Genomic DNA, 12427 nt, shown 5'->3' on the forward strand with positions numbered 1-12427 from the left:
GGATTCCTTCCTTATTCGTGACGTTGGCTGGGCGTCGGGGCAGCGACCCGGACGACGCTGCGAGATTATATGTCTTTTATAAGACTTGAGGTGCAATGCAACAACGATCACTCGGCAGCGCGCGAATTCTACTCCTCCCCAAGGACTTGCGTGCGCCCGCCGGCGGGCCCGGGGCGATGGCCGAGTACCCGGCCGGACCGGGCGGTACGGGAACGCATCCAGGGCGCGCTGTTCCAACAGGGATTGTATGACGAGCCCGGACCGGCTGCGGCCGCCGCACTCACGAACCACGAACCGCAAGGAAGGAGATCGACCATGCCCCACGCCGCATTCGACACGCTCAGAACCTTCTCCACCGCTTCAGGCGCGCGCGGCTTCTTCCATTCGCTGGCGGCGCTCGAAGCTGCGGGGGTCGGCCGGGTGTCGCGCCTGCCGGTGTCGCTGCGCATCGTGCTGGAAGCAGTGCTGCGCCACTGCGACGGCCGCAAGATCACCGCGGAGCACGTGCGGCAGCTCGCGAGCTGGGGCGCGAACGCGGAGCGCACGGACGAGATTCCCTTCGTCGTCGCGCGCGTGGTGCTGCAGGACTTCACCGGCGTGCCGCTGCTGTGCGACCTCGCGGCGATGCGCAATGTGGCGGCCGAGACGGGGCGGGATCCCAAGCTGATCGAGCCGCTGGTGCCGGTCGACCTCGTCGTCGACCACTCGGTGCAGGTCGACCACTACGGCACCCCGCAAGCTCTGCGCCAGAACATGGAGCTGGAGTTCCGGCGCAACCGCGAGCGCTACCAGTTCATGAAATGGGGCATGCAGGCTTTCGACACCTTCAAGGTCGTGCCGCCGGGCATCGGCATCGTGCACCAGGTGAATCTGGAATACCTGTTCCGCGGCGTGCGCGGGCATGACACCGCCGACGGGCGGCTGTACTACCCCGATACGCTGGTCGGCACCGATTCGCATACGACGATGATCAACGGCGTCGGCGTCGTCGGCTGGGGCGTCGGCGGCATCGAGGCGGAAGCGGGAATGCTCGGCCAGCCGGTGTATTTCCTGACCCCGGACGTCGTCGGCGTGGAGCTTACAGGACAGCTGCGGGAAGGGGTGACCGCCACCGATCTCGTGCTCACCGTCACGGAAATGCTGCGCAGGCAGAAGGTCGTCGGCAAGTTCGTCGAGTTCTTCGGCGATGGCACCGCGACCCTGTCCGTCACCGATCGCGCGACGATCGCCAACATGGCGCCCGAGTATGGCGCGACCATGGGTTTCTTCCCCGTCGATGAGAAGACCGTCGCCTACATGCGCGGCACCGGGCGCACGGAAGCCGAATGCGAGCTGTTCGAGGCCTATTTCCGCGCACAGGGCCTCTTCGGCGTACCGCGCGCGGGCGAGATCGACTATTCGACGACGCTGCGCCTCGATCTCGCGGCGATTGTCCCCTCGCTGGCCGGCCCCAAGCGCCCGCAGGACCGTATCGCGCTGGAGGACATGGAGGACGTGTTCGACCGCCTGTTCTCGCTGCCCGCGAGCGACAACGGCTTCGGCCAGCCCGAGGCCGCGCTCGGCACGCGCTTTCCGACGGCGCTGCCGGGCGTATCGCTGGGCAACGGCGACGTGCTGATCGCGGCGATCACCTCCTGCACCAACACCAGCAACCCGGCGGTGCTGATCGCCGCGGGCCTGCTGGCGAAGAAGGCCGTCGAGAAAGGGCTATCCGTGCAGCCGCACGTCAAGACCTCCCTCGCCCCGGGCTCGCGCGTGGTGACCGATTACCTCGGCCGCGCCGGGCTGCTCGAACCGCTCGCACAACTGGGCTTCGCACTCGCCGGTTACGGGTGCACGACCTGCATCGGCAATGCGGGGGACCTCGCGCCCGAACTCAACGACGCCATCGCCGAGCACGACGTGATCGCAGCCGCCGTGCTGTCGGGCAACCGCAACTTCGAGGCGCGCATCCATCCCAACCTGCGCGCCAATTTCCTCGCCTCGCCGCCGCTGGTGGTGGCATTCGCGATCGCCGGGCGGGTCAATGTCGACCTCACCGAGAATCCGCTCGGCACCGGGCACGACGGGCATCCCGTCTATCTGCGCGACATCTGGCCGAGTTCCGAGGAGATCGCCGCGGTGCTGCCGCTCGCGATGGACCCGGCGACCTTCACGCGCCTGTACGCCGACTTCACCAAGGACCACGACCTGTGGAACGAGATCCCCGCCACCACGGGACAGGTGTATGAATGGCCGGAATCGACCTACATCGCCCGGCCGCCGTTCTTCGACGGCTTCTCCATGCTTCCGCAGCCGGTCGGGAGCATCGTGGGCGCGCGCATGCTCCTGCTGCTGGGCGACTCGGTGACAACCGACCACATCTCGCCCGCAGGATCCTTCAAGGACAGCACGCCAGCCGGCCAGTGGTTGCTGGCGCGCGGCGTCGCGAAGCAGGACTTCAACTCCTACGGCTCGCGGCGCGGTCACCACGACGTCATGGTGCGCGGCACCTTCGCCAACGTGCGCGTCAAGAACATGATGCTGCCGCTGCGCGACGACGGCTCGCGCGTCGAGGGCGGCTACACGCTGCTCGACGGCCGGCAGGCCACGGTGTTCGAGGCCGCGACGGCGTACATGGCGCGCGGTATCCCGACCGTCGTGTTCGCCGGCGAGGAGTACGGCACCGGCTCCAGCCGCGACTGGGCCGCAAAGGGCACGCAGCTGCTCGGCGTGAAGGCGGTGATCGCGAAGAGCTTCGAGCGCATCCACCGTTCCAATCTCGTCGGCATGGGCGTCATGCCATTGCAATTCAAGGGCGAGGATTCGTGGGAGAATCTGGGCCTGAAGGGCGACGAGACCTTCGACATCCGGGGCATCGATGCGACGCTGCAGCCGCGCCAGGACCTGTTGCTGACGATTCGCCGCAGCGACGGAAGCACGCGGGACGTAGCGGTGACGTGCCGCATCGACACGCCGATCGAAGTCGACTACTACCGCCACGGCGGCATCCTGCCCTACGTGCTGCGGGAGATTCTCGGTCGCCCGAGCTGACATCCGGATATTTTCGCCATGCTCGCCATCCCCTGCCCCTGCCAATCGGGAAAATCCTTCGCCGAGTGCTGCGCACCGGTGATCGCCGGTGAAGTGCCGGCCGAATCGGCCGAGGCGCTGATGCGTAGCCGCTACACGGCCTTCACGCAGTCCAACGAGGCTTACCTGCTCGAAAGCTGGCACCGGTCGACGCGCCCCACGACGCTGGACCTCGCCGGCGGCGAGCCGGCACCGAAGTGGATCGGGCTGCAGGTGCGCCAGCATCTGCAGACCGGGGATAACACGGCCATCGTCGAATTCGTCGCCCGCTACCGTGTGGGCGGGCGAGCCCATCGCCTGCACGAAACCAGCCGTTTCGTGCGCGAGGAGCACCGCTGGTATTACGTGGACGGCGAAATCCATGATTAAAACCACACCCGCGCGGAATCGCCGCCGCCTATAATCGGTCCGCAATATGACCATCACGTGAGCGGGCGCCCGTCCAGGGCGCTTCCGCCACCTTGTCGCGAGACCGGCATGAACCTCGAAAAAGTCATCTTCGGCTTCTTCATCGTCCTCGCGGCGACCCTGAACTTCGGCTTCTTCGTCGGCGACCTCGATGATCCCGTGCATCACGAGATCAACGAGCTGTTCGTCGCGATCGTCGTGAACCTCATCGCGACCGTCCTCAAGTTCGGTGACCGCACGCAGATCGGCGCCATCCACCTCGCGACCAGCTTGGTCGCGGACCTGCAGCTGATCGCCGCGGCGATGGTGTGGGGCTATGCGGAACACATCGTAGGCACGGGCATGACGCCCGTGATGGTCGCACGCGTCGTCTCCCTGTCGGGCGGCGCCCTGTTCGCCAACGTCGTGTCGGTGATCATCCTGATCGCCGAAACCATCATGCAGCGCCGTTAACGGGGCTTGCCGCGATGATGCCGCTGCTGCGCCATCAGAGCGTCTTCTTCCTGATCATGCGGCGCCTGCGTGCGCCGTTCATCCTGCTCATCGTCATCATCGCGATCTCGGTGTTCGGCCTCACGCTCGCGCCCGGCGTCGATGCGGACGGCAAGCCCGCGCACATCAGCTTCTTCCACGCGCTGTACTTCATCAGCTACACCGCGACGACGATCGGCTTCGGCGAGATCCCCTATGCCTTCTCCGACCAGCAGCGCCTGTGGGTCCTGGTCTGCATCTACCTGTCCGTGATCGGCTGGGCGTACACGGTCGGCACCGTGTTCGCGCTGCTCGCCGACCGCAACCTGCAGCAGGCGATCCGCACGCAGAGCTTCATGCGCGCGGTGCGCAACCTGCGCGAACCCTTCTACCTCGTGTGTGGATTCGGCGAGACCGGCCGGCTGATCTGCGATGCGCTCGACCGCCTCGGATTCCGCGCGGTGGTCATCGAACTCGATGACACCAAGGTCGGCGAGATCGAACTGCACGGCTACCACGCCGACATCCCTGCCCTGTGCGCCGACGCACGCAACCCCGAAAATCTCAAGTTCGCCGGGCTCACGCACCGCAGCTGCATCGGCGTGATCGCGCTGACCAACAACGACAGCGCGAACCTCGCGATCGCGATCGCCGCGCGCCTTCTCGCGCCCCGGATTCCTGCCCTGTGCCGCGCCGAATCGGCCGAAACGGCGGCCAACATGGCGTCCTTCGGCACGCGCCACATCATCAACCCGTTCGAGAAATTCTCCGAATACCTTGCGCTCGCGCTGCACGCACCGGCCGCTTGGCACCTGCTGACCTGGCTCACGGGCGTGCCCGGCACTCAGATGGAACGCCAGCGCGATCCCCCGCACGGCGAATGGATCCTGTGCGGACACGGCCGTTTCGGACGCCTGCTTGCACACGTCCTCGAACGCGAAGGCGTCCCGCTCACGATCATCGACCGCCACGCGGCCCCGCCGGCGGCGTCGGTGCGCTGGGTGCAGGGAGAAGGGACCGGCGCCCCCGCGCTCGAAGCGGCCGGCGTGCGCCGTGCGGCCGGCATCGTCGCCGCGACCGCCAACGACGTGGACAACCTGTCGACGGTGGTCACCGCGCGCGAACTCAATCCGTCGCTGTTCGTGATCCTGCGCCAGAACCACTTCGCGAACAATTCACTGTTCGAGGCCTTCGACTACGACGTGAACGTAGTCCCCAGCCGCATCATCGCCCACGAATGCCTCGCGATCCTGACGACGCCGCTGCTGGTGCCCTTCCTCGAGGACATGAAGCGGCACGACGAGGACTGGTGCGGCCGGGTGCTCAAGCGCCTGACGGGTCGCTTCGGCTGGGAGATCCCGACGGTATGGAGCGAGCGCATCAACCTGAGCCGGGCTCCGGCGCTGTACCGCAAGCTGATGAAGGGCGCGACGGTCGAACTGCAGTCGCTGCTGAAATCCCCGTCGAACCGCGACGACGCCCTCGCATGCGAAATCCTCCTGCTGCGGCGCGACGACGACGATCACCTGCTGATCCCCGAGGGCGACACGAAACTGCGGCCGGGCGACGAGCTGTTGCTGGTGGGCACGGCGGAAGCGGAGCGCGAATTCGGCCTGGTGATCTCGAACGAACATGCGCTGGTCTATGTCCTCACGGGCACGGACCTTCCCGGCGGCTGGATCTGGGAGCGCCTGTCGCGCAGCCGGAACGCACGGAGCGAGACGGCGTAGCGTCGCCAGGTCGCGCCGCCGCCGGAATCACTCGGAAGCGACCAGCACCACCGTTTCGGCGCCGAGGCACACGGTCGCGCCCGGCCTCAATTTCGCGCGCTTGCGCGACTCCACCTTGCCATCGACCGTGACCCGCCCCGCCTCGACGGCCGCGTGGGCCTCGCCGCCGGTGCCGGTCAGCCCGGTCGCCTTCAGCAGTTGATCGAGCTGGATGTATTCGCCGCGCACGGCAAACGAAACTGTCATGCATTTCTCCCGCGCAGCCGATACGCTGCGCAATTCAAATTGATCGACCGGAAGCCGTCAGCCTACACTGCCGGCTAACCGTTTGCCGTCCTATTGCCGCCACGACCATGTCCGACGACCTGCTGCAGCGGATCGACCGCACCCTCAGTCGCGCTGCCGATTCCGGCGCGCTCCTGCCCATCCGCACCGAACGGACCCCGATCCAGGACGCAGGCATCGGCTTCACGGTGCGCTGGGTGTCCACGCTCGCGCACAAGGACGCGGCGCGCGTCGAGGCCGCAGTGAAACGCGACCCGGACTTCAATCCCTTTCTCCCGCCCGACCCGGAACTGACCATCGGCCCGCTCGGCGAACAGCACCTGGGCGTGCTGAACAAATTTCCCGTCATCGAGCGCCACCTGCTGATCGTCACGCGCGTGTTCGAGGCACAGACGGCACCATTGACGCGGACCGACTTCATCGCGCTCGCGACCGTGATGGCGTCGCTCGGCGGGCTCGGCTTCTACAACGGCGGCAGCGAAGCGGGTGCCAGCCAGCGCCACAAGCACTTGCAGTGGATTCCCGACGCCGAGGAGACGGCGCGCCTGGGCCTGTTCACCGATCAGCTGCCCGCCAACCTACCCCCCTTCGCCCACGCCACGCACGAGGCGCTCCCCTGGCGACACACTTTCGTGCGCCTGCCGCGCTGTGGCGACGTCGTGTCGCTTGGCGAAGCCATGCACCATGCGTTCCGGAACGGCTGCGAATCGCTCGGCATCGACGCCGCGGCGGACCCGATGCCGCCCTACAATTTCCTCGTGTCGCGCGACTGGATGACCGTGATCCCGCGCATCCGCGAGCGTCACGGGAACATCTCGGTCAATGCGCTGGGCTTCGCCGGCTCGCTGTTCGTGCGGCGCCCCGAGGAGATCGAGACCGTGCGCGCGATCGGCCCGCTCAGGCTGCTCGCGGCGGTCGCGCTTCCGAGCTGATCAGCCGGGCTGCTCCGCCCCTGCAAGCGGCCGCAAGGCCGGCAGCCCGATCTGCGCGCGCAGCTCGTTGCATTTCCGATTCGGCGAGCCGTCCGCCTCATGCGACGGAAACTCGCGGCACGGCGTCGGACGCCGGTCGTAGATCGTACACGACACCTGCTCGCCGGGCTGCCCCGCTAGCGCCACGCAACGGCGCGGCAACTCGTTCGTCCCGTTCATGCAGCGCAGGTGAAGGTTGAGCTTTTCCGTCAATTCGGCAGGCACGAAACCGCCGGGAGCGTCGTCCGCCTCGCCCCAGTAGAACGACACGCGGAAATGGACGCAGCACATGCCGCAGTCGAGACAGGGGTTCGGATCGCTCATCGCAAGTCGGTGCGCAGGACAAATTCCCGCGCGATTCTACCCAAGGCATTCACGCCGTTGCAGGTTCACGTAACGGACGGGCCGGACGGACCGCCCCCCTCCTCACAAGGGCGGCAAGCCGTGGCGCCGCCGCGCACGGTCACAGGCATCCTCGCCGATGCCGAGTGCCGCGTAGGGCGCGAAGTCGCGGCAGGGCGACGGCCGCCCGGCGTAGATCGTGCAGCCGACCCGGCTGCCGATCTCGCCCGCGAGCGCGACGCAGCGCGGCGGCGCCTCGTCGGTGCCGCGCATGCGCACGAGCTCGCCCGTCACCGGAACGGTCATCGCGTCGGGGACGCCGCCCGGCGTCGCACTGGCCAGCTCGGACTGATGGAAATCGACGCGAAAGGCCGCACAACAGGCGCCGCAGCGAGTGCAGTGGTCGTCGTCGCTCACGCCGCGCCCCGCAGCCGTGCCAAGCGCCTCACTCGACCGCGCCGCAGCACTTCTTGTACTTCTTGCCGCTGCCGCAGGGACACGGGTCGTTGCGGCCGACCGCAGCCGGCGTGTGCATGGCGGGTTGCTCCACGGTCAGCAGCGCCGGCGCTGCCATTCCGAGCGCACGCCATTGCCCGAGCACCGTCTCGATGCAGTTCACCGCCTGCTCGAGCCACTCCAGCCGCGTGTCCTCGTCCGCCAGTTCGGCGTCATCCGAGGCCCACGGCGCCATCAGCTCATCGAGCGCATTGCGCACGGTTTCGGCGGCAGCCGCGGGCAGTCCGGCGTCCCAGTCCTCGGGCCACAGCTCGAGGCCCTGCGCGAAGCCCTCGACCCATTCCTCGCCGATCGCGATCGTGTCGCCCTCGCTCGCTGCATAGCAGAACGGCTCCCATCCCTCCGGCTCGCCCAGGGTGGTCGCGAGCTCGTTGTAATAGCGCCGCACCAGCCGGATCGCACGCTGCATCTGGCTGCCCGAACCGAAGGAGATCTCGTCCCCGTGCGCCGACCACACTGGCGGCAGCCACTCCTCGGGGGCGATCGGCACGGGCGAGGCGAGGACGGCGGCGAGGTACCCGTCGAGCATCTCGAGGTCCATGCAGTCCTCGGGCACGACGTCCGAGGTCAGCAGTTCCTCGAGCGCCTCGAATTCCTCGTCGTCGAGCAGGTTCGGGTTGTCGCTCTCTTCATTTGCAGCGGTTTCGTTCGTCATCAATTGTCTCCGGAATGCCTTTCAGCGTGCGCCATCCTCTTGCCGCGCGCAAGCCTGCGCATCGAGATCGCAAACCAGACGGAATAGCGTCTGGCCGGAATCGCGGTACTTGCGCTCGAACGGCGTCAGCGGCGCAGGCGCCTCGAATGTTTCCCAGGCGACTTCGCGGCCGGTCGCCAAGCCGAGCGCGCACGCGAATTCCTCGATGTACACGCGCCAGTTCGTGCGGCATTCGAGCACGCCGCCCAGTCGCGGAATGAAAGGGAACACGGGATGGGCGTGCCAGCGGCGCGCAAGGTGGCCGATCTTGGGCCACGGGTTCGGATAGAGGATGTAGTGACGGGCGAGGCGCAGGCCCGCATCGCTCATCAGGCGCCAGTAATCGACGAGGTCGGCGCGCACGAAGACCATGTTCTTCGGCAGCAGCGCGTCGGGATAGGGCTTGCGGCGATTGAGGCGATCCGCGGACTGGTCGACGCCGATCACCCAGTGATCGGGAAAGGCGCGCGCGAGCTGGATCGTGCTGTGGCCGACACCGCAGCCGGCATCGAGGATCAGCGGGGCGCTGCGGTCCCAGCCGGCGACGCTGGCCTCGAACGCGGCATGGTTGTAGTCCAGGCAGGGTTTGCGAAACGGCTCGGCGAGATGGCGCTGCACGCGCCGCACCAGCTGCTCATGCACGCCCGACTGGGCGCTCTCGGGGATGCGCGAATTTGCGTAACTCATCGAATTCGTCCGGTTCAGGCCGCCAGCGGCAGCGCTGCGGCGGCAATGCCGTGGCGCACCAGGGCGGCGTCGATCTCGGCGGGCCTGCGCGCCGCGCGTACTTCGCGGAACAGGCGCTCGGCCTGCGGATAATTGCGACGCAGCAGGTTCAGCCACTGCTTGAGGCGGCCCGGCGAATGCTGCGGCTGCAGCCGTTCCCGAACCCGGCGCCAGAAGAGTGCGAGCAGCGGCTGCAGTTCCTCCCACTCCCCGTCGCGGTCGATCGTGTGATCGCCTGCATCGCCCTGCGCACGCAGGCGTCGCGCGAGGAAGGGGTCGGCGACCGCCCCGCGCCCCAGCATCACGTCGGCAACCCCGCTCTCGGCGCGGCAGCGCCGCCAGTCAGCCTCGGACCACACTTCGCCGTTGGCGGTCACCGGAATGTCCACCGCCTCCGCGATGCGCGCAATCCACACCCAATGCGCGGGCGGACGGTATCCGTCGAGCTTGGTGCGGGCATGCACGACGAGGCCTTCCACGCCCCCGGCGGCGAGCGCCTGGGCACATTCGACCGCCTTCGACGTGTCGGCAACGCCCAAGCGCATCTTCGCGGTGAACGGCACCCCGGCCGGTACGGCCACCCGCACGGCCGTGGCGATGCGATGGAGGAGCTCCGGCTCGTCGAGCAGTACGGCTCCGCCGCGATGGCGGTTCACCGTCGGGGCCGGGCAGCCGAAATTGAGGTCGATGCCGGGAGGGGCGAGTTCAGCGAGATGCGCCGCATTGTCGGCAAGGCAGGAGGGATCGGAGCCCAGCAGTTGCACGCGTACCGGCACCGACGCGCGCGTCCGCCCGCCCGACTGCAGTTCCGGGCTGATGCGTCGGTAGACGCGGTGCGGAAGGAGCGTGCCGGACACGCGCGCGAATTCGCTCACGGCCCAGTCGTAGGGACAGGCGCGGGTGAGCACGTCGCGCAAATCGGCGTCGAGCAGACCTTCCATCGGCGCGAGCAGCAGACGCACACCAACTCCCTGAAAAAAGGGCGGTATTGTAAGCCCATCCGCGATCCGGGCGAACATGGAGGTGACGCCCGCCCGCCACCAGCACTAGCGGCATCCCCGCCCGGGCGCCCCCGCCTCACTTGCCTTGTCGCGGCCGATCAAGGATAATTCCCGGTTTCCACCCGTTATCAGGGCGGCCACATTCACCGCCCGCTTGTCCAAGGAATCGCCATGAAAGCGGATATCCACCCGAATTACAACGCCGTCCAGGTCACCTGCTCCTGCGGCAACGCCTTCGAAACCCGTTCGACACTGGGCAAGCCCGTGCTGCACGTCGAAGTGTGCTCTGCCTGCCACCCGTTCTACACCGGCAAGCAGAAGATCGTCGACACCGCCGGTCGCGTCGAGCGTTTCCGCCAGAAGTACGGCAGCGTTCAGCGCCTTGGCTGAACCCGGCTTCCGGTCACGGCAAAAAAGGCAGCTTCGGCTGCCTTTTTTGTTCCTCGAATCACGGCGCGGCTGCCCGCTCCGGCTAGAATTCCGCACCCGACGTTCGGACGCCTCCGCACCATGACGGATGGCGCAACATGACATGACTGGAGAATCCTTCCGGACCTCAACAATCCGGCGGCATCTGTACGGTGCGACCGGCCTTGCGCTGCTCATCGCCCTGTACCTGCTCACCGGACTGACCGGCCACGACCCCTGGCGCGGCGACGACGCGCGCCATTTCGGCCCGATCCTGGAAATGCTGCAGGGGAACCACCTGCTGTTCCCCGCGATTGCCGGCCAGCCCGAAACGGATTTTCCACCGCTCTACTACTGGACCGGCGCGGCGTTCGCGCGCCTGCTCGCCCCGTTCCTGCCCATGCACGACGGGGCGCGGCTGGCGACGACGCTATTCACGGCCCTGGCGATCTTCTGGATCGCGCGCGCGGCGACCCGCCTCTACGGGCGCGAGACGCGTACCCCCGCGGCGCTGCTGACCCTCGGCACGCTGGGCCTGGTGCTGCACGCGCACGAAACGCAGCCGATGATTGCGCTGATGGCGATGCAGGCGCTTACGCTGGCGGGGCTCTCGCACATCCCGACCCGCCCGGTGCTCGGTGGCGTCCAGGCCGGGCTGGGAGCCGCCCTCGCCTTCCTCGCCGGCGGCCTGCCGGGCATCGTCCTGACGCTGCCGCTCTTCCTCGTCGTCATCGCCTGCAGTCCCGAATGGCGCAGTCCGCGCGCCAGCAGCGGGCTGATCATCGGCCTGAGCCTCGCGATCGGCGCGTCGGCGCTGTGGCCGCTGGTGCTGCACTACCAGTCCCCCGACCTGCTCGCGCTGTGGTGGCGCGCCGAGTGGCGAAACCTTTGGGCGGAGGCGATGAGCGGCAGCGAGCTCACGCGTCTCGTCGAACTCATCGGCTGGTTCGCCTGGCCGCTGTGGCCCATCACGCTGTGGTCGCTGTGGCGTACGCGCCGCCATCTTCTGCGCGCGTCCTCGCTGCTGCCGATCGCGGCCCTCGTGCTCACCCTGGTCTGGATCATCCTGAACGGCAGCCTCAGCCCGGCGTCGATGCTGCCGCTCGTGCCGCCGCTCGCGCTGCTCGCGGCGTCGGGCATACCGACACTGCGCCGCGGCGCGGCGAACGCGTTCGACTGGTTCGGCATCATGACCTTCGGCGTTTTCGCGATACTGGTGTGGATCGCATGGAGCGCGCAGGTCTTCCTGTGGCCGCCCGGGCTCGCGCGTCACCTCGTACGCGTCGCACCCGATTTCGCCCTGCGTGCGCCGGAGATATCGGCGATCACCGGCATCGTCATCGTCACTGTGTGGGTGCTGTTGATGCTGCGGCTTCCGCGCTCGCCCAACCGCGCGCCGGCAAACTGGGCACTCGGGATGACGATGCTGTGGTGTCTGGCGATTGCGCTGCTCAAGCCCTGGTTCGACCACGACCGCAGTTACCGTCCTGCCGCCACGTCGCTGAAGATCGCGCTGGCGGGCGAGCGCGAGGACTGCGTCGCGATGATGGGCCTGTCGGCCAGCCAGCGCGCCTCCTTCCATTACTTTGCCGACATCCGGCCGGAGCGGGTCGTCAACAACGAGACTCAGTGCGGCTTCCTGCTGGTCTTCGACGATCGCGGCAGCACCCAGAAACCCGCGCAGGAATGGCAGCAGATCTGGGAATTCCGCCGCGGCGGGGGACGGCAGCGGGAAATCTTCCGCCTGTACCGGCGCGACTGAGCCCGCGCCGCACCCGGCGATGCCGCGCGCCGGCAAGGGGC

At 67.8% G+C, this 12427-nt stretch carries 13 protein-coding genes; 7 read left to right on the forward strand and 6 right to left on the reverse strand.

Annotated elements, in window-relative coordinates; genetic code table 11:
• Positions 1–315 precede the first annotated feature (315 nt).
• From acnA to GPA27_RS00360, 4 genes are all read left to right on the forward strand, one after another.
• Complete coding sequence (gene acnA, locus GPA27_RS00345; RefSeq protein ID WP_169136648.1) at positions 316–3033, forward strand: aconitate hydratase AcnA; 2718 nt, start codon at positions 316–318, stop codon at positions 3031–3033.
• An 18-nt stretch (positions 3034–3051) separates the two neighbouring features.
• A complete protein-coding gene (locus GPA27_RS00350; protein ID WP_169136650.1) occupies positions 3052–3441 on the forward strand; it encodes a YchJ family protein in 390 nt (129 codons plus the stop codon).
• 108 nt (positions 3442–3549) lie between these two features.
• Entirely contained in the window at positions 3550–3933 is a 384-nt protein-coding gene (locus GPA27_RS00355) for a DUF6394 family protein (RefSeq protein WP_169136652.1), read from the forward strand.
• Positions 3934–3947: 14 nt separating this feature from the next.
• Positions 3948–5681, forward strand: coding sequence for an NAD-binding protein (locus GPA27_RS00360; protein ID WP_169136654.1), 1734 nt, complete (start codon positions 3948–3950; stop codon positions 5679–5681).
• A 27-nt stretch (positions 5682–5708) separates the two neighbouring features.
• On the opposite strand, the gene GPA27_RS00365 is transcribed toward GPA27_RS00360, so the two are convergent.
• Positions 5709–5927 carry an RNA-binding S4 domain-containing protein gene (locus tag GPA27_RS00365; RefSeq protein WP_169136656.1) on the reverse strand — a complete coding sequence of 73 codons (219 nt, stop codon included), beginning with the start codon at positions 5925–5927 and terminating at the stop codon, positions 5709–5711.
• A 107-nt stretch (positions 5928–6034) separates the two neighbouring features.
• On the opposite strand from GPA27_RS00365, the gene GPA27_RS00370 reads away from it, so the two are divergent.
• On the forward strand, positions 6035–6898 hold the full coding sequence (locus tag GPA27_RS00370) for an ATP adenylyltransferase family protein (RefSeq protein ID WP_169136658.1): 864 nt from the start codon (positions 6035–6037) through the stop codon (positions 6896–6898).
• On the opposite strand, the gene GPA27_RS00375 is transcribed toward GPA27_RS00370, so the two are convergent.
• The 5 genes from GPA27_RS00375 to GPA27_RS00395 all read right to left on the reverse strand — a co-directional run bounded on the left by GPA27_RS00375 (position 6899) and on the right by GPA27_RS00395 (position 10177).
• Positions 6899–7261, reverse strand: coding sequence for a YkgJ family cysteine cluster protein (locus GPA27_RS00375; RefSeq protein ID WP_169136660.1), 363 nt, complete (start codon positions 7259–7261; stop codon positions 6899–6901).
• A 102-nt stretch (positions 7262–7363) separates the two neighbouring features.
• Positions 7364–7696: a YkgJ family cysteine cluster protein gene (locus tag GPA27_RS00380; RefSeq protein WP_169136662.1), complete on the reverse strand. Its 333-nt coding sequence runs from the start codon at positions 7694–7696 to the stop codon at positions 7364–7366.
• A 28-nt stretch (positions 7697–7724) separates the two neighbouring features.
• Positions 7725–8450: a UPF0149 family protein gene (locus tag GPA27_RS00385; RefSeq protein ID WP_169136664.1), complete on the reverse strand. Its 726-nt coding sequence runs from the start codon at positions 8448–8450 to the stop codon at positions 7725–7727.
• 21 nt (positions 8451–8471) lie between these two features.
• Complete coding sequence (trmB, locus tag GPA27_RS00390; protein WP_169136666.1) at positions 8472–9176, reverse strand: tRNA (guanine(46)-N(7))-methyltransferase TrmB; 705 nt, start codon at positions 9174–9176, stop codon at positions 8472–8474.
• Positions 9177–9190: 14 nt separating this feature from the next.
• Positions 9191–10177 (reverse strand): tRNA dihydrouridine synthase, encoded by a 987-nt coding sequence (locus tag GPA27_RS00395; protein WP_256222715.1) that lies wholly within the window; start codon positions 10175–10177, stop codon positions 9191–9193.
• A 210-nt stretch (positions 10178–10387) separates the two neighbouring features.
• Between GPA27_RS00395 and rpmE the strand changes: the two genes are divergently transcribed.
• Together rpmE and GPA27_RS00405 are read left to right on the forward strand one after the other, a co-directional pair.
• The gene (gene rpmE / locus GPA27_RS00400) at positions 10388–10606 is read left to right on the forward strand and encodes a 50S ribosomal protein L31 (RefSeq protein WP_169136670.1); all 219 of its coding nucleotides are present in this window, start codon (positions 10388–10390) and stop codon (positions 10604–10606) included.
• Positions 10607–10748: 142 nt separating this feature from the next.
• The gene (locus GPA27_RS00405) at positions 10749–12386 is read left to right on the forward strand and encodes an ArnT family glycosyltransferase (RefSeq protein WP_169136672.1); all 1638 of its coding nucleotides are present in this window, start codon (positions 10749–10751) and stop codon (positions 12384–12386) included.
• Positions 12387–12427: the final 41 nt, after the last annotated feature.

It is taken from the genome of Aromatoleum toluolicum, from assembly GCF_012911005.2.
In the GTDB taxonomy this organism is placed as follows: Bacteria; Pseudomonadota; Gammaproteobacteria; order Burkholderiales; family Rhodocyclaceae; genus Aromatoleum; species Aromatoleum toluolicum.